This is a genomic window from Pseudoduganella guangdongensis (assembly GCF_009857475.1).
GTDB classification, from domain to species: Bacteria; Pseudomonadota; Gammaproteobacteria; order Burkholderiales; family Burkholderiaceae_D; genus Rugamonas; species Rugamonas guangdongensis.
Window position 1 is genome coordinate 44,154 of sequence record NZ_WWCJ01000019.1, and the last position, 16,609, is coordinate 60,762.

At 67.8% G+C, this 16,609-nt stretch carries 13 protein-coding genes; 6 read left to right on the forward strand and 7 right to left on the reverse strand.

The window, feature by feature from the left end; all coding sequences use genetic code 11:
• The first annotated feature begins 11 nt into the window (after positions 1–11).
• From GTP41_RS21435 to GTP41_RS21450, 4 genes are read left to right on the forward strand one after another with little or no spacing between them, the layout of a single operon-like run.
• Positions 12–2,210, forward strand: a complete 2,199-nt coding sequence (locus GTP41_RS21435) for an SPFH domain-containing protein (protein ID WP_161027622.1) — start codon at positions 12–14, stop codon at positions 2,208–2,210.
• 12 nt (positions 2,211–2,222) lie between these two features.
• On the forward strand, positions 2,223–4,541 hold the full coding sequence (locus tag GTP41_RS21440; protein WP_161027623.1) for an SUMF1/EgtB/PvdO family nonheme iron enzyme: 2,319 nt from the start codon (positions 2,223–2,225) through the stop codon (positions 4,539–4,541).
• Positions 4,542–4,573: 32 nt separating this feature from the next.
• Positions 4,574–4,978, forward strand: a complete 405-nt coding sequence (locus GTP41_RS21445; protein WP_161027624.1) for an OsmC family protein — start codon at positions 4,574–4,576, stop codon at positions 4,976–4,978.
• On the forward strand, positions 4,975–5,853 hold the full coding sequence (locus GTP41_RS21450) for a pirin family protein (RefSeq protein ID WP_161027625.1): 879 nt from the start codon (positions 4,975–4,977) through the stop codon (positions 5,851–5,853). Before GTP41_RS21445 ends, GTP41_RS21450 begins: the two co-directional genes overlap by 4 nt.
• On the opposite strand, the gene GTP41_RS21455 is transcribed toward GTP41_RS21450, so the two are convergent.
• From GTP41_RS21455 to GTP41_RS21475, 5 genes are all read right to left on the reverse strand, one after another.
• Positions 5,850–7,340, reverse strand: a complete 1,491-nt coding sequence (locus tag GTP41_RS21455; RefSeq protein ID WP_229502998.1) for an FHA domain-containing protein — start codon at positions 7,338–7,340, stop codon at positions 5,850–5,852. The genes GTP41_RS21450 and GTP41_RS21455 overlap by 4 nt on opposite strands.
• A 149-nt stretch (positions 7,341–7,489) precedes the next feature.
• Positions 7,490–7,948 (reverse strand): SH3 domain-containing protein, encoded by a 459-nt coding sequence (locus tag GTP41_RS21460; protein WP_161027626.1) that lies wholly within the window; start codon positions 7,946–7,948, stop codon positions 7,490–7,492.
• A gap of 4 nt (positions 7,949–7,952) precedes the next feature.
• Complete coding sequence (locus GTP41_RS21465) at positions 7,953–9,467, reverse strand: hypothetical protein (RefSeq protein WP_161027627.1); 1,515 nt, start codon at positions 9,465–9,467, stop codon at positions 7,953–7,955.
• 4 nt (positions 9,468–9,471) lie between these two features.
• Positions 9,472–11,808, reverse strand: a complete 2,337-nt coding sequence (locus GTP41_RS21470; RefSeq protein WP_229502999.1) for an FtsW/RodA/SpoVE family cell cycle protein — start codon at positions 11,806–11,808, stop codon at positions 9,472–9,474.
• A complete protein-coding gene (locus GTP41_RS21475; protein WP_161027628.1) occupies positions 11,790–12,743 on the reverse strand; it encodes a protein kinase domain-containing protein in 954 nt (317 codons plus the stop codon). The genes GTP41_RS21470 and GTP41_RS21475 overlap by 19 nt, the downstream gene beginning before the upstream one ends.
• A gap of 103 nt (positions 12,744–12,846) precedes the next feature.
• Here GTP41_RS21475 and GTP41_RS21480 point away from each other — a divergent pair, with 103 nt between their 5' ends.
• Positions 12,847–13,530: a hypothetical protein gene (locus GTP41_RS21480; protein ID WP_161027629.1), complete on the forward strand. Its 684-nt coding sequence runs from the start codon at positions 12,847–12,849 to the stop codon at positions 13,528–13,530.
• A 28-nt stretch (positions 13,531–13,558) separates the two neighbouring features.
• On the opposite strand, the gene GTP41_RS21485 is transcribed toward GTP41_RS21480, so the two are convergent.
• A complete protein-coding gene (locus GTP41_RS21485; RefSeq protein WP_161027630.1) occupies positions 13,559–14,002 on the reverse strand; it encodes a glycine zipper domain-containing protein in 444 nt (147 codons plus the stop codon).
• A gap of 197 nt (positions 14,003–14,199) precedes the next feature.
• On the opposite strand from GTP41_RS21485, the gene GTP41_RS21490 reads away from it, so the two are divergent.
• On the forward strand, positions 14,200–15,633 hold the full coding sequence (locus GTP41_RS21490; protein ID WP_161027631.1) for a M20/M25/M40 family metallo-hydrolase: 1,434 nt from the start codon (positions 14,200–14,202) through the stop codon (positions 15,631–15,633).
• Between the two features lie 36 nt (positions 15,634–15,669).
• Here the strand turns inward: GTP41_RS21490 and GTP41_RS21495 are convergent, their stop codons facing one another.
• Complete coding sequence (locus GTP41_RS21495) at positions 15,670–16,527, reverse strand: MBL fold metallo-hydrolase (protein WP_161027632.1); 858 nt, start codon at positions 16,525–16,527, stop codon at positions 15,670–15,672.
• Positions 16,528–16,609: the final 82 nt, after the last annotated feature.

Consider the following 16,609-nt stretch of genomic DNA (forward strand, 5'->3'; position numbering starts at 1 on the left):
AGGAGTAGGAAATGTTCAAGATGTTTGGTTTGGGCGGCGTCAAGTGCCCGCGCTGCGAGCACCGCAACGGCGACGCATCGGGCTACTGCAACCAGTGCGGCCTGACGCTGGGCGCCCCGCGCAGCGAACCGGTGCTGCGCGATAACCGCTGGATTCCGGCCAGCGACGAGCTGGCGGTGTACTTCGGCGTGCGCCAGCTGTCCGGCATTTTTACCAAGACGCTGCGCGTGCCCGCCACCACCCGCGCCTATATCCTGCAAGGCGGGCAAGCCACCGAAGTGCCGCAGGGCGAGTACGAACTGGAAGGCTTCTTTACGCGCCTGAACAACCTGCTGCGCGACCAGCACGGCGAAATCCTGATCACGCGCACCACGCCGCTGCCGGTGGAATTCAGCTTTTCCGACCTGCATACCGCCGAGTTCCTGAAGCTGGCCGCCCGTTTTACCGTCGGGCTGCAGGTGGAGAGCGTGCCGGCCTTCGCCCAGCATTTCATGACCGTGCCGGGCACCGTCAGCACACTGCAGCTGCACGAGCTGCTGGCGCCCTCGGTGCGCCAGGTGGCGGCCGAGTTCCTGGGCGGCCGCGCCATGCGCGACATGGCCCACACCTCGGCCTTGCGCGAGCAGCTCAACGAACGCCTGCACAGCGCCTTGCGCCAGCGCCTGGCCGAATTCGGCCTGGCCGCCGTGCAGGTCGAAACGCTGGCCCTGCGCCACGATAAATACGACGACAACCGCGAGCGCGTCGGCAGCCTGTTCCTGGTGGCCGATGAACGGCAGCTCCAGCTGGAACACGTCAAGCAGCTCGACCAGCTGTATGACGAGGAGGAATGGCAGGCCATCTGGCGCCAGGAGCAGAAGATGCGCAGCGACTACCGTCGCGCCGAATTGAAGCAGGAGGCCGAAGAGCAGATGCTGGCCATCCGCGCCCGCGAAATCGATTTGTACGGCCGGATCCTGGAAGCCAAAACCCGCAAGCAGGCCTTCGAGCGCGGTGCCGGCGCGGCCCTGGCGGACCTGGAGCACGAGCTGGCGCGCCGCAAGTCGCTGCAGGTGGGCGAGGCCGCCGAATGGGACCAGGTGCGCCGTCTGGCCCAGATCAAGATGCGCACCGAAATGGAGCTGGCGCAGCAAGCGGGCCTGGAAGAGAAGGCGCTGGCCCGCCAGCGTTTCTCGCACCTGCTGTACCAGCAACAGCTGCAGCACCGCATCCAGTCCGCGCTCACGATCGAGGATGAGGAATACCGCCGCAAGCAGCTGCAGATGCTGCGCCAGGCCGAAACAGCCGCCAAACAGCGCGAGCAGGAGATCGAAGCCGAACACCATCGCGCCCGTTTCCAGGGCATTGCCCTGGCCAACGCCGCCCGCCACCGCGAGGCCGAGCGTATCCAGGAATGGGAAGAGCAGGAACACCTGGCGCGCAAGCGCGAAATGGCGCGCGGGGAGGAAGCCAAAGACGCCGGCGCCGGCGTGCATGTCGCCGAGATCAACGCCCGCCTGGAAGAATTGAAGCGCAGCGGCGCGGCGGCCGACGCCATCGCCCAGCACGAGAAGCTGCTGCGCACGGTGGAGGCGGACAACCTGCACCAGCGCGCGGCCCAAGCCCTGGCGCACCAGGCCATGCAGGACCAGCTGGCGGTGGAAGAACAGCGCCTGCAGCTGAAATTGCGCGACCAGGAGGCGCAATGGCAGCAATCCCTCAAGAAGCTGGAGCTGGAACGCGACGAGCGTTTCAACCGCTGGAAGATCGAGTACGAGGGCATGGTCTCCCAGCAGGAACATGCCGCCACCATGGCGCGCATCGACATCGAACGGCAGGAATCCATCGGCCGCATGAGCGACACCGCCAAGATCGCGCTGGCCGCCACGCCGAACGCCGAGGCCTTGTCGCGCCTGATGCGCCAGCAAACCCAGGCCGGCATGTCGCCCGAGCAGCTGCAGGCGCTGGCGGGCGTGGTCGCGGCGGAAAACAGCATCACCGCAACGGAAGCGATGCGCCTGGCGCGCGGCGAGGTACAGGAGGAACGGGCATACCGCGACAGCAGCGGCGACAAGGAACGCCAGCACCAGCTGGATTTGCTGCGCGCGCAATCGGCGCAGGCATCGGTGGCGGCGCCGGCCGCGGCAGCAGCGCGCCGCTGCCCGAACGGCCACAGCGTGCCGCCCGATGCCAGGTTCTGCCCCGAATGCGGCACCCAGATAGCGAGGTAAAGCAAGGCAACGATGCAGACAGCAAGAGACAAGATTCGCGAACTGCGTGCACTGCACGACGACGGCCTGTTAAGCCTTCAAGAGTTCGACCGCCGCAAGAACGCTATCCTGGACGCCGAATACGCGCCCCCGGGAGGCAGCGCGCCGCCCATGGCCGGCAGCGCGCGCCAGGGCACCGAGCTTGGCCTGATGGGCGGGCAGGAAATCGGCCCGCACAACCGCCGCTACCGGCTGGAGCGCCTGATCGGCATGGGCGGCATGGGCCAGGTGTGGCAGGCGACCGACCTTGCCACGCATGCGGAGCTGGGGCACAGCGCCGTGGTGGCGCTCAAGATCCTGCCGCCGCAGCTGACGCAAAGCCCGGCCCACGCCAAGCTGCTGATTGAGGAGGCGACCCAGGCGCGCCGCCTGGCGCATGACAATATCGTGCGCGTGTATGAATGGGCGCAGGACCCCGCCACCTCGAGCTATTTCATCATCATGGAATGCCTGGAAGGGCAGGACCTGGACGCCTGGCTGGGCGAACAGGGCAAAGCGACGCCAACCCAGGTGGAGCGCATGTTGCGGCCGGTGGCCGACGCGCTGCAGTACGCCTGGGACAAACACCGCCTGGTGCACCGCGACCTCAAGCCCGGCAATGTGTTCCTGACCAAAGCCGGTGAAATCAAGCTGCTGGACTTCGGCATCGCCTCGCGCGCGCGCAGCACCGGCACCGACCTGGGCATGGCCGTTCCCAATGCGGGCACGGCGGGCTACCGCGCGCCGGAGTCCGGCACCAGCCAGGGCATGCCGCGCCCCCAGTTGGACGTGTACGCCGTGGCCGTGATGGTCTACCAGCTGCTGGAAGGCCGCCTGCCATTCGACGGGCCGCCGACGGCGCTGCTGGAGCCGGCGCCGCCCGCCGCGCTCACCGCGCAGCAATGGCAGGCGCTGAAACGGGGTTTCGCCCTGCGTGCCGACGAACGCCCCGCATCGGTCGCCGCCTTGCTCGACGCATTGCGCGATGCCGGCGAACCAAGCGCCGAGGAAGCCGCCGCGCGCGAAGCGGCCCGCCAGGCGGAACGATCGGCCACTGAACAGCGCGAGAACGAAGCGCGCGCTGCACGCGAGGCCCAATCGCGCGCCGATGCCCAGGCGCGCGCCGAGGATGCGGAGCGCCGCCGCCAGCAGGAAGCGGACCTGGCGGCGCGGCGCAAAGCCGACGCCCTGGCCGCCGCGCAAGAGAAGGCGCGCCAGGAGCAGCTGCGGCGCGAGCAGGAAAAACAGCGGAAAATCCTGGCCGAGCAGGAGGCCACGGAGCGCAAGGAGCGCCTGCGCCAGCAGCTCATCGCCCGGCGCGACGCCGACGCGCTGAAAGCGCGCCAGGCCGAGGAAGATCGCCTGCGCAAGGCGGCCCAGCTCAAAGCCGAAGCGGCCTACCGGGCGGAGCAGGAGCGTCACCGCAAGGAGCAGGCCGCGCGCAAGGCGGCGGAACTGGCGGCGCTGCTGCCGTCCGCCAGCAGCCCGGTGGCCGATGCCGAGGGCGTGCTGCGCGACCGCTTCCTGGATGGCAGCGGTGTCGGCCCGGACCTGGTGCTGATCCCGACCGGGCGCTTCCAGATGGGCTCCACCGACTTCGAGCACACGATCGCCGTCAAGGCCGGCGCGCAGAAGGCCTGGCTGGACCGGGAACTGCCGGCGCACTGGGTCGGCATCGAGCATTCCTTCGCGTTGGGCCGCTACCCGGTGACGGTGGGCGAATGGCGCCAGTTCGCGCAAGCGACCGGTTGGGAGTCCAAGCTTGACGTGGACTGGAACGCGCCCGGCTTCAAACAGGACGAGCGCCACCCGGTGGTGTGCGTGACCTGGCACGACGCCCAGCTCTACCTGCAGTGGCTGGGCGAGAAGACCGGCCAGCATTACCGCCTGCCGAGCGAAGCGGAATGGGAGTACGCCTGCCGCGCCGGCACCCACAGCGCCTTCAGTTTTGGCGACGACATCACGCCCGAACATGCCAACTACGACGGCCACTTTACCTACAACAACGGCCCGAAAGGCAGCAGCCAGGGCGGCACCTCGCGTGTCGGCAGCTACCAGCCCAACCCCTGGGGCCTGTTCGACATGCACGGCAATGTATGGGAATGGACGCAGGATACCATGCACGAAAACTACCTCGGCGCCCCCAATGACGGCAGCGCCTGGGAGCAGGGCGGCGACCAGGCGCGCCGCATCCTGCGCGGCGGCGCATGGCTGTACCAGCCGCGCTACCTGCGCGCCGCGCTGCGCAACGGCTACTCGGCGCTGCTGGCGAACGACGTGGTGGGCTTCCGCGTGGCGCGCAAACTGGTGTAAATTGCGCTATGTCTTAACCATCAGGAATCATCATGACCGTAAAAGTAGTCCGCGACCAGTCGCTTCCCATGCGCCACATCCTCCATGTGCGCGACCATATCGTTTCCGTTGATGGCACGATCGAAGAAGGCGGCAACGATGCCGGCCCATCGCCGCACGACCTGTACGACGCCGCCATCAGCGCCTGCAAGGCGCTGACCGTGGTCTGGTATGCGCGCCGTAAAGGCATTCCGGTGGAAGATGTGCAAGTCACCACCGAGCGCGATGCCAGCGAGGAGCGCAAGGGCGTCTACCGCCTGGCCGCTACGCTGCACCTGACCGGCGCGCTGACCGACGAGCAGCGCGAAGAGCTGCTGGCCGTCTCGCAAAAATGCCCGGTGCACAAGCTGATGACCGCCGTGAGCACGGAAATCACCACCCAGCTGGGACAACCATGACCATCGCGCACCTCCTGAAAGGCCACGAGAAGGACCTGGGCGGCGGCTTCATCGTGCGCCGCTACCTGCCGGCGGCGGTCAAGCAGGCCGTGGGCCCCTTCATCTTCTTTGACCATTTCGGCCCGGTCGAAGTGCCGGCCGACGCCGACCATGACGTGCGCCCGCACCCGCACATCGGCCTGTCCACCGTGACCTATTTGTTCGAAGGCGCGATGGAGCACCGCGACAGCCTGGGTACTTTGCAGCGCATCGAACCGGGCGCCATCAACCTGATGACGGCGGGGCGCGGCATCGTGCACTCGGAACGCACGCCGAAGGAACTGGTCGGCGTGCCGCACCGCACCCACGGCCTGCAGCTGTGGTGCGCGCTACCCAAGGCGCATGAGGAAGACGAACCGTCCTTCCAGCACACCCCGGCCAGCGCCATTCCGGAGCTGGAAGTCGATGGCGCCAGGGTCCGGGTACTGATCGGCTCCGCCTTCGGCCACATGTCCCCGGTCCAAGCCTTCAGCCATACCTTGTACCTGGACGTAAGCCTGAAAGCGGGCCAGCAGCTGGCCCTGACCGGCCTGCCGCCGGAAGCAGCGCTGTATCCGGTCAGCGGCGCAGTGGAGATCGACGGCGCGGCGGTGCCGCAGCATATGATGGCTTTGCTGGATACCTCGGCTTCGCAACGCGTCACGGCGCAAACCGATGCCCAGTTCGTCATCATTGGCGGCGACGCGCTGGACGGGCATCGTTTCCTGTTCTGGAATTTTGTCTCGTCCAGCAAGGAACGCCTGCTGCAGGCGGCGGACGACTGGGAGGCGCAGCGCTTCCCCAAAGTGCCGGGCGAAACGGAGTTCATCCCCTTGCCCAAAAAACCGGCTGCTTAAGCGGTGGCGTGGGCACCGACCGTGTTATGCACGGTCGCTCCGGTGCGCATGATCCAGTGTTCCGGATAAGCGTCGCTGGCAAAGCGCGTGTGGGCCGGGATGCGGCTCAACTTTTCCTGCTTCGGCGTCGGCGCCAGCGCGGTTTCCTTGCCGGTCAGCTGGTCGATGTGCCAGAAGCCGCCCTCATGGTGCATTAAAAGCGGCAGGGTGGCCGCCGCCGGCAGCGCCTGGTGGCGCGGCACCGGATAGCCCGGATGCGTGTCGCGCGCCAGCAGTACGAAGCACTCGGCGCGCGCACCCTGGTCAATGCGGTGCAGTACGACGCCGTGCGGCATGACCGCGCTGACCTCCAGCAGGGCGATGCCCTTGATGCTGGCGCTCATTTCAATCTTCATGCCGGCGCGCAGCGCGACCGGCTTGTTCTTGCCGGGCCACACGCCGTCCAGCAGCAGGCCGTAGCGCGACACGTCCTCGATCTCAAAGCCATGCTTGCCGTGCCGGATCACGGCATGGCGCCCGGACAGGCGGCGCGTCAGGCCTTGCGCATCCGGGCCTTCGGCGGAAAAGTGCTGCAGCAGGGCGTCCGCCTCCGGGTCGACCAGTTCGAACCGGCCGAAACACACCTCGTCCATCGCGAACAGGCGGATATGGCGGCAGGCGCCGCCTTCCGGCTCGGCATTGATGAAGCTCGCCGCCAGCGTGGGGTGCGGATGGGTGGGGCCGGTGCGCGCCTGCTCGATCTCGATCAGGTCCTCGTCCCAGGCGATGGTCGAGTAGCCGACATCCACCTTGCCCGGCGCCGCGCCCAGGTCGAGATGGGCGATGCCGGCGTTGCGCGCGGTGACGTCGATATCCATGGTATTGCCGCCCTGGCCGGACACGCGCGCGATCGACGCGTCGTCGGCCATCACGCGCACATTCTTGTGCGTGCTGAGGAAGGTACGATGGATTTCGTTCAGGCTGGCATCCACGCGCGGCACCAGGATGACAAAAGTGCATTCCCACTGGCGCTGCGCCTGGTCGCCTTTGGACACGATCTCAGCGTGGATCTGGTACTGGCCATGCTCCTTGCCGCGCGAGGAGAACTCCACGAAGACCGGGCGCCAGTCGCCGTGCACCGAGCGGATGAACTGCTGCTGCAGCGCGCCATGCGGGATCAGTTCCGACCGCAGGCGCACGGACAGCTGCGGTGCGCAATCCTGCGGCATGCCGCGCAATTCCATTTTCAGCGACTGGCGGCCGCCCGCCGCGCGCGGGTCGAAGCCGCTGATGTGCAGTTGTGGATGGACGCGCGCCGGCGCCGTGTAGCCGTTGGCGGGGGCGGGCGCCTGCGGGCCGCTGCGCGCATGGCGCATGGCGCTGAGCACGGCGAAACTGCCGGCTTCCGCTTCCGGCACGGCTTGCGCGTGACCGCCCGAGCACGTGCTTTCCCCTGGCATGACCCAGTAGGTGCAATGCGGGTGGTCGGGATTACAGCACTTGTTCATGGAATGGCGGTCGTAGGGATACCGCAACTTTACGCGGTTTCCCCTGTGCTTGGCAACCGGCCATTCCCCTGATAAGGGTGGTTTTTACCCCTGTGTTCAAGCTGCGCCCAAAGCGCAACGTTTTAATATCGGAATGACATGGTTTTTTCCTACTCGGCTTGTCGTCTTAACCACAAGCTGCTGGCCCAACCTGTTTGCGTTGTGCCATCGGTTTCGGCGCGCACCTGCCACCAGTCGCCGCTGCGGATGCCGGTCGGTGTGACCATGGTGCCGGCCGGGATGGTCGCCAGGCGCGCGGCGCCGGTGCCGGCCGCCACCCGCAGGTTGAGGTCGCGGTGGACCCGGAACGGCGCCAGGTCAGCTGGCGCAGGGGCCGCTGCCTCCGCCGCGACGGCAGTCGCCGGCGCGGCGGGCGCCGCTGCCGCGCGGGCCGGGCCGCCGAAGGCGTGCAGCACCAGCGCGCCGATAGTCCAGGTGCCGGCGGCGACCAGGCTCATATTGCGCAGCGTAGGCCGGTGCCACCATTTGGCGGGCGTCAGGTAGCAGGCCAGCACCAGGGTAGCGGCCAACCCGCCCAGGTAGGCGGCAAACGGCAAAAAGGCATGCATGCTGTCAGCCCTCGTAACGCAGCACGTAGCTGCCGGCCACCAGGTGCTGACCCGACTCCAGCACGCATGCCTCGTCGCCCACCTGGCCGATCAGCTGCATGCCGGCATCGAGCCGGTACAAGGCCTGCGACTCCGACAGCCGGCGAATGGACAAGCCCTGCGCGCTCGCTTCGCAACTGAAAGCCTTGCGCGACAACCCCAGGCGGTCGGGACTCGACGGCGTGGCCGCCTCCAGCATCCACGGCTGGTCCAGCACCCGCAGCGCCGACAGGGCCGGCATGCTGCGCCCGAATTCCAGCGCGCCGCCCGGCAGCAAAGGCATGGCGATCGGATGGGGCAGGGCCAGCAGCGCCAGGTAGCGGTCGCGCATTTTTTCCGGCGCCGCTTGCAGCTGGATGGCGCGCCCCGCCGGCGCCGCCGCCAGCGTGGCCGGCAGGGTAATCGCCTGGCGTCCGCTGGCTGACACGGCATGCAGGCTGTCATCGCCAGCGGCGACGACGGTCAGTGCGCGCTCGGCGTCGGCATTGCGGCCAATGGCGAGGCCTGGCGCGAAAGGAATGTGCAAGGCAAGCGCCCCGGTGCTGCGATACAAGCTCAATCGCGGCACCGCCAGCGCCACCAGGGTAAGCCGCTGCAGTGCGCCCGGCGCAAACGTGGCGTCGCTTTCGCCCGCCCGCGTTCCGGCAGCGGCGGCGCGCGTCGGCGCGGGCCGGGCCTGGGGCAGCGCCGTTTCATCGCCCGGCTGGGCGGCGCGCGGCTGCCAGACTGCAGGGGCAGCGGCGGCCGCCGGCTTGGCCGAGGCAGGAGCGCCCGCCGCGCGCGTCACTTTCAGCAGCAGGCGTGGACCGTGGCCGCCCTTGGCGCACAAGGCGTAAGCGCCCAGGCTCGCATCGAAGACGCAATCCAGCACATCCTTGGGGCGTACCTGCACGATCAGATCCGCATCCGGCCCGTCATTCACCAGCAAGACGCCGCCCTGCTCGCCAAACGGCCAGCCCGGCGCCGGCAGGCCGCCCGCCCCGCCGAGCAAGGCCAGGCGCTGGCCCGCGTACACGGCGCAAGCGGGCTTCCACACCGCCCCATCGCGCGATGTGGCGATATTGAACAGCGCCTTCTCGCCGCTGGACGGCAGATACACGGCATGCCCGAAACGCACCGCAATTTCGCCGGGCGCCAGTTGCTCGTCGCCCGCCACGTCGTAGCGGACATCCTCGCTGCCCAGCAGGTCGCCAAAGTCCTTCTGGTGCAGCGTTGCCAGTGTCTCGGCCAGCTCGCGCGCCCGGTTGCCCCGGGTCAGGTGGTAGTCGTCGTCCACATCGTCCTGCGGAAGGCGCAGCTGGATGTGGGAAAAACAGCGGACCGCCGACCGCCCGCGCAGCTCGCGCGGGGAACGCTCCAGCAAGTCGCGCAGCAAGGGCCGGCGCGAAAACAGCGCAAAGCCGGGCGCCTGCCAGATCGCCTCGGCATTGAATACGTCCGGAATGCGGTCCAGGACTTCGTGTTGCACATAGGTGGGCATGGTGTTACTCCTCGTTGGATGCGGCACTAAGCCCTAGCAGGGGGAGCAGGAAAAACAGCAAATGGCTGCCGCCGGCCGAGAGGAAGGACATGGGCTGCCCCATCACCGGCAGAATGGCCAGGTTGGTGGACCAGGACAGCAGCAGATGCCCGGCCACGAACGCCGCGCCGCCGCATAGCGCAAAGCAGCGGAAGCGGGCAGCCCAGGCCTGCTGGTAGGCGCGCGCGGCGCATGCCTGTTGATGCGCGCGCAGGGCTTGCCATAGCAGCGCAGCGAGGAAGGCGGCCTGCAGCAGCCAGAGCGCCAGCCCGGCAAGCAAGCCGTGGCGGTTGAGGAAGAAGGCCGGCGCGAAATCATCCTGCACGGCAGGGATGCCGCTCGCCGCGCCGGCCGGCAATCCCGCCGAGCGCAGGCCGAAACTGCTGTCGGCGCCCGCCAGCCCGCCCTGGGCAATGGCGCCGGCCGCGCGCAGCACCTGCTGGCCGGTGTGCGGATGTTCCCCGGGCGCCAGCCAGACCTGGAAGCGGTCGGCGTAGAAGCTGGAGGGCAGGGCAGCCGCGCCGCCGTTCTGCAACGCGCCGACGGCGCAGGCCGCCGCGCCCGCAGCGGCCACCATCAGGGCCGCCGCGAACCGCTGGCCGCTGGCGCAGGTATAGGCCAGCACGATGCCGGCCGCCCAAAGCAGGAGCAGGATGAGGGGCGAATAATCGTCCACCTGCACCAGTGCCAACGCCAGAAGCGCCAGGAAAAGCAGGACCGGCGCCGCCAGGGCCAGCCAGCGCGCCAGGACGGTGCTGTATTGCGGGCCGTTGTGCCAGGCAAAGCGCAGTGCCAGGCAGTGGGCCGTCATCGCGCTGAGGGCCAGCTTGGCCAGCTCCACCGGCTGCAGGTCGAAGACGCCGGTCTCGTCGCCCCATAGCACTTGCGCCGCCAGTGCGGCCAGGGCCAGCGCGGCCAGCGCGAGCAAGGCAAGCTCCACGCCGCGCGGTGTGCCAGCCGCCGCGCGCCACGGCGCGGGCGCCAGGCGCCACAAGGCCAACGTCCCCAGGCCTGTCGCCAGCAGCGCGGTGGTCTTCTGGAAATAGCGCAAATCGCCGCCGCCCAGCCCCAGTTCAAGCTGCAGCAGCAAGCCGACGGCGAGAAGCAGCATGGCGCAGCCGTTCGCGCTGGTGCGAGCACCCGGCGCAGCCAGCCAGCTGGCAAGCGCCAGCGCCGCAAGCAGCAGGGAAGGCGCCGCCGCCACCGGTTGCCCCAAGCGTTGCAGCGCGATTGCCAGCAGTCCGCCGGCCAGCAGCGCCGCGGCGCATACGGCATGGGCAGCCCAGGCGAAGGCGCGCGCGCGCGGCGCCTGCGGCTGCCTGGTGCGCATATAAGCCGCGCCAGCGCCTGCCGCTGCCGCCACTGCCAGTACGAGCAGGAACGCCGCCTGCAGCGCCCCGCCGGGGCGGCCAGGCCAGAGGGCGCGCACTTGCCATCGCCATGCCACTTGCGCCGGCAGCTCCACGCCGGGCGCGGAGAATTGCGGCGTGCGGCGCTGCGGATGCATGACAAGTGTGTCGCCTTGGGCGCCGGCACCAAGCTGCAGGCGCATGGCGCCAAACGCGATCGCCTGGACGCCATCCAGCGCGCGGGGCGCGTGTTCAAGGTCTGTGATGCGCAAGCTGCCGTCGCTTGCGCGCGTGATCGCCGCAGCATCGGGCAGCGCATCGGCGATGCCGATCCGGTTTCCGCAATGCAGGCTGCCGCCGAGGCTCAAAGCGCGCGCCACAGCCAGCGGCGCGGGCATGTGCTGGTTCCACCAAGCCGCGAGGCGCGCCGACCAGCGCGCGTCCGGGCACGCCGCTTGCGGCGCACCGTTGCGCAGCAAAAGCGCGCCGTCATAAAGCCATGCGCTGCCTGCAAAGCTGAAAGCAACGCTGCCCTCCGGCGCAGGCAGGCGCGCGACACGGTTCCCGCCGGGCAGGGCCAGGTGATCGGCCGCAAGCGGCATGCTGGAAAGGCTCTCGGCCGCCCGTCCCGGGCGTAGCAATACCGGCGCCGGCGCGCGCGCAGGATCGGCAGCCAGCAGCCATCGGCCACTTGCAGAACGCTGGATGGCCGCCGGCGCCAAGGGTTCAAGCGACACCGAGTCACCGGCGGCCAGGCGCAGCGTCACCAGCTCCGGAACCCACATCGACGGGGCGCGGGCCATAGCACCCAACTGCAGCAGCGCGAGAAGCCCCAGCACCAGCCACATGCCGCGCCAGAAGAAGCGCGCAGCACGCGCCATCCCGGCCGCCTGCGCGGCGCCGGCCACGCGTTCCGCGCCGGTCTGGCGCAAGATCACGCGGCGCGCAGGCATGGCCCCTCCGAATACGGAATGGCATCCAGCAGGCGACTGATATGCAATGCATTGCGCGGACGGTCCGCCGGAGCCGGCGCCAGCAACGCCCTTAGCAAAGCCAGTGCCGGATCGAGCGCAGCAACGGGCAAAGCCGCCGCAAACCTGTCCTCATCCAGCGGCTGCAAGGTGGCGGGCAAACCGCCATGGCGCGCCAGCAGATCGGCAGCGCCGTCCGCCAGCCGCCCCCGGTACGCATCCCCGCACTCGGCACAGTAAGCAGGCGACTGCCCGCCCGTCACCACATAGAACAGCAAAGCCCCCAGGGCAAAATAGTCGCTGTGCGTTCCCGTGGCGTAGCCCCCGCCCGCAGCCGGGAAGAACTGTTCCGGCGCCTGCCACTGCGCGGTCCCGCAATAGCTATGCGGCTCCAGCGAAGCAAGCCGGCGGCTGGTGCCGAAGTCCGCCAGCTTCACCCGGTCCAGCCACGGATCGACCAGCACATTGGCCGGTTTCAGGTCGAGGTAGCGCCAGCCATACTGGTGTACCTTGGCCAAGGCCTGGTTAAGTTGCCGCATCCAGGCCAGGGCGCGCGGCAGCGGCGGCGCGCCGCAGGCCGCGCTATGGCGCGCCAGGTCCTGCCCCAGCAGCTCCAGCGCCTGCACCGGCAAGCCCTGGTGCCAGCCGCTATCCAGCAAACGCACGATATGGCACTCATCCCAGGGCTCCAGCGACTGGAGGAAAGCGATTTCCGCCTGCGCGCTCTGCACCCAGCGCGCACGCAAAGCGGGGGCGGCGCGCTCCATCTGCGCCGCGTTCACCAGTTTCAGCGCCACATCGCCCGAACCCGACGGCCCGCTGGCGCGCCACACCAGCCCATAAGCCGACCCGGCGATCGGCTCCAGCAGGCGGTACCGCCCCAATTCCAGTGTAATGATGTCGTCAGTTTGCGCCATGGTGTCCTCCACGCCACACTTGCGGGGGGACTTGGAAACTAAAACTTTGCCAAGACGTTGCCTTTAGGTAATATGGCCTCGACTACTACATGGAGTTGCAGGAATGGCATTGCTAAAAAAACTACTGGCTTTCCGTGATCCACACCGCGCAGCGCGAGAAAGCCTGCACCGGCAAGCCATTGAACGCACCCGGCTCGACCCCCTGCAGAACGCTAAGGCCGGCAGCCGCGAGCTGATACGCATCGTCAGCGAACAATTGCATTCGCGTGGCGATACCCGCCCCGAATCCTTGTTGTGCGCACTCGGCGCGCTGGCCGGTTTCGCCTGCCAGGTCAGTGCCCGCACCAACGCCTTCGCCCACGGCATGCCGCAGCGCGACTACCTGGCCGAAGACCTGGGACTGCTACTGTTTGGGATGGAATATTCGGTATGGGGGCTGGTGGCCGGCGCCGCACGCCACAACGGCTGCCTGCAATTCCCCGAACCAGCGGAAATTTGGGCCCATGTAGGAAAAACAGTCGGCACGCCGGAATTCGGGATTCCGCGCGTCCCCGGCCAGCACGCCGCGCGACAGCTGCCGGCGGACTACCTGCGCCTGTTCTGGCCCATGCTCAAACCCGTGATTGCGCGCTACTGCAGCAATCCGGCGCACTGGCCCATCATGTGTTCACTCGCTTTGCAGCAGGCGATTGAAAAAGTGCAGGGCAGGATCGACGCCGAAATGGCGATGCGGATGGCGCTCGAATCGGCGCTGCCCATGGCCCGTATCCACGCCGACTTCAGCTAGAAAAAATGGGGTACGTCCCCATTTTTTCTTAGTCGTGGCGGTGGTGGCGGTGGCCATGGCCGCGACCGCGGTGGTGGTGGCGCTCACCGTAGTAGTAGGTCGGGCGCGATTCCACGTAGACCGGGGCCGGCTGGTAGTACACGCGCTGCGCCGGCTGGTAGTAGACGCGCGCTGGCGGGGTGTAATACACCGGGGCCGGTTCGTAGTAGACCGGGGCAGGCTGGGCGTAGACATGGGTCTGCACGTAGCCGCGACGGTGGTGGCGGCCGTCCGAACTCAGCGCATTGCCGACTGCCGCGCCTACCAGGCCGCCCACTACGGCGCCGCTGCTGCCATTCTGGCTGCCAATTGCCGCGCCCAGCACAGCACCGGCGGCGGTGTTGAAGTCGCGGTCGCCAGCGGCAAAGGCGGCGGAGGAAGCGGTCAGGGCTGCACCCATCAGCATCAGCCCGGCAAATCGTTTGTTGAACATGGTAGGTCCCCTTGGTGGTCAGTTCTTGTAGCGTAGATTAGCCACGCACAATTGCTTGCGCCATTGCATATACACATTCTTACAAACTCTGCATTCGCGAGAGATTTGTATCCTTAAGTTGCCCTTCCTGCAGAACATTTATAAATAGGCTATTGTTTCAAGTTCCGAGCGAAACTTTACCTTCACACAGGAAACGCATGAACCTCCGCAAGCCCGCCTTCTCCGCCTTGTTTACCTGCCTGCTGGCCGCAGGTTTCTCCGGCATCGCCAGCGCTGCCAGCCCGAACGATCCCGCCACCCTGGGCAAGTTGCGCGACGCCGCCATGCAAAGCGACTGGTCGTACCAGCGCCTGGAAGATATGACCGACCTGGTTGGTCCGCGCCTGTCGGGTTCCGCCGGCGACGCCGCAGCGGTTGAGCAAGTGGCCGCCGCCATGCGCGCCCTGGGCGCCAAGGTCACCCTGCAGCCGGTCAAGGTGCCGCATTGGGTGCGCGGAGAGGAGAAGGGCGAGCTGGTCGATTACAAAGGCCGGCCCGCCAATATCACCCAGCGCGTGGTGCTGACCGCGCTCGGCGGTTCCGGCGCCACCCCGGCCAGCGGTCTGGTCGCGCCCATCGTCCGGGTGCGGGATTTCGACGAGCTGCAGGCCCGTGCCGCTGAAGTGAAAGGCGCCATTGTGCTGTTCGACGTCGTGTTCGACCAGGGCATGGCCGACCGCGGCCTGGCGGGCAACGCCTACGGCCAGGGCTCGCGCTACCGCAGCACCGGCCCGGCACGCGCCGCCGAACTGGGCGCCGTCGCTGCCCTGGTGCGTTCGGTCGGCGGCGCCGACTACCGCCTGCCGCACACCGGCGCCACCAATATGAAGGATGGCCAGCGCATCCCCGCCGCCGCCGTGACGGCCGAAGACGCCATGCTGATCGGCCGCCTGCTGAAGCGCGGCCCGGTCAAGCTGAAGCTGACGCTGACCCCGCAAATCCTGCCGGATGCCGACAGCTTCAATGTCATCGCCGACCTGCCGGGCAGCGAGAAACCGGAGGAAGTGGTGATCGTATCGGGCCACCTCGATTCCTGGGACCTGGGCACCGGCGCGCATGACGACGCCACCGGCGTGACCGCCTCGATGGGCGTGCTGCACACGATCAAGCAACTGGGCCTGCAACCGCGCCGCACCATCCGCATGGTGGCCTGGGCGAATGAGGAAAATGGCCTGCGTGGCGGCAACGCCTACTTCCAGGCCAACAAGGACAAGCTGGAAAAGCAGTACGCCGCCATTGAAAGCGACGGCGGCGCGGGCCGCACGTTCGGTGTCCAGGCGGGTATCCGCCGCGAAGCCGAGAAGTATTTCGCCCCGCTGCAGAAAGCGCTGCTGCCGATCGGCGCGGGCGTACTTAACCGCCGCGACTCCGCTTCCGGCGCCGACGTGCACCAGCTCGAAGCCGGTGGCGTGCCGTCGTTCATGCCTTATGTCGACACCAGCGCCTACTTCGACTACCACCACACCCCGGCGGACACCTTCGATAAGGTCGACCCGCTGAACATGAAGCGCCACGTCGCGGTGCTGACGGCCCTGACCTGGTTCCTCGCCAACACCGACGACCCGATCGGCCGCGCCCCCGACCAGAAGTAATCGGCAGCCCGCCGCCAGGCGCGGCGGCGGGCGTGATTACAGCGCGTTGAGCGGGATTTTGAGGTAGCGCACGCCGTTCTCTTCTGCTTCCGGCAGGTGGCCGGCACTGAGGTTGACCTGGATGGCGGGCAGGATCAGTACCGGCATTTGCAGCGTGGCGTCGCGCTGGCTGCGCATGGCGACGAACTCTTCTTCCGTGACGCCGTCGCGGATGTGGATGTTGCCGGCGCGTTGTTCGCCAACCGTGACTTCCCAGCGCGGCTCGCGCCCCGCCGGCGGGTAGTCGTGGCACATGAACAGGCGGGTTTCCGCCGGCAGGGCCAGCAGGCGGCGTACGGATTTATACAAGTCGCTGGCGCAGCCGCCGGGGAAGTCGCAGCGCGCGCTGCCGACGTCGGGCATGAACATGGTGTCGCCGACGAAGACCGCATCCCCCACCTGGTAGGCCATGTCGGCCGGCGTATGGCCCGGCACGTGCAGGGCGCGCGCTTCCAGCTTGCCGATCATGAAGACTTCGTCGGCCTGGAACAGGTGGCCGAACTGCGATCCGTCTTCCCTCTCTTCCTTGCGGTTGAAAATGGCGGCAAATGCGTGCTGCACTTTGCAAATGCCGGCGCCAATGCCGATCCGTCCGCCCAGCTTTTCCTGCAGGTAGGGCGCGGCCGACAGGTGGTCGGCGTGGGCGTGCGTTTCCAGCAGCCAGCGGACGTTCAAGCGGTGCTCGCGTACGAAGGCGATCAGCTTGTCGGCGGCGACCGTGGCGGTGCGGCCCGACTTGGGGTCGTAATCGAGCACCGAGTCGACAATTGCGCAATCGCTGCCGTCTGCTTCATACACCACATAGCTGACGGTCGAGGTATTGGGGTCGTAAAAACCCTGGATCTGAGGCTTCATAGCAAATTAGTAGGTTGGACCAAGCGCTGCCATTATAAAGAATCCTGATAAGGCGGGTGGGGCTTATGCGTTTTATGCTGTA

Bases quoted from the DNA above. Each gene is read 5' to 3' on its own strand.
- GTP41_RS21465 (WP_161027627.1), bottom strand. From the start codon at position 9,467: ATGCCCACCTATGTGCAACACGAAGTCCTGGACCGCATTCCGGACGTA.
- GTP41_RS21450 (WP_161027625.1), top strand. From the start codon at position 4,975: ATGACCATCGCGCACCTCCTGAAAGGCCACGAGAAGGACCTGGGCGGC.
- GTP41_RS21480 (WP_161027629.1), top strand. From the start codon at position 12,847: ATGGCATTGCTAAAAAAACTACTGGCTTTCCGTGATCCACACCGCGCA.
- GTP41_RS21455 (WP_229502998.1), bottom strand. From the start codon at position 7,340: ATGAACAAGTGCTGTAATCCCGACCACCCGCATTGCACCTACTGGGTC.
- GTP41_RS21495 (WP_161027632.1), bottom strand. From the start codon at position 16,527: ATGAAGCCTCAGATCCAGGGTTTTTACGACCCCAATACCTCGACCGTC.
- GTP41_RS21445 (WP_161027624.1), top strand. From the start codon at position 4,574: ATGACCGTAAAAGTAGTCCGCGACCAGTCGCTTCCCATGCGCCACATC.
- GTP41_RS21485 (WP_161027630.1), bottom strand. From the start codon at position 14,002: ATGTTCAACAAACGATTTGCCGGGCTGATGCTGATGGGTGCAGCCCTG.
- GTP41_RS21460 (WP_161027626.1), bottom strand. From the start codon at position 7,948: ATGCATGCCTTTTTGCCGTTTGCCGCCTACCTGGGCGGGTTGGCCGCT.
- GTP41_RS21435 (WP_161027622.1), top strand. From the start codon at position 12: ATGTTCAAGATGTTTGGTTTGGGCGGCGTCAAGTGCCCGCGCTGCGAG.
- GTP41_RS21470 (WP_229502999.1), bottom strand. From the start codon at position 11,808: ATGCCTGCGCGCCGCGTGATCTTGCGCCAGACCGGCGCGGAACGCGTG.
- GTP41_RS21440 (WP_161027623.1), top strand. From the start codon at position 2,223: ATGCAGACAGCAAGAGACAAGATTCGCGAACTGCGTGCACTGCACGAC.
- GTP41_RS21475 (WP_161027628.1), bottom strand. From the start codon at position 12,743: ATGGCGCAAACTGACGACATCATTACACTGGAATTGGGGCGGTACCGC.
- GTP41_RS21490 (WP_161027631.1), top strand. From the start codon at position 14,200: ATGAACCTCCGCAAGCCCGCCTTCTCCGCCTTGTTTACCTGCCTGCTG.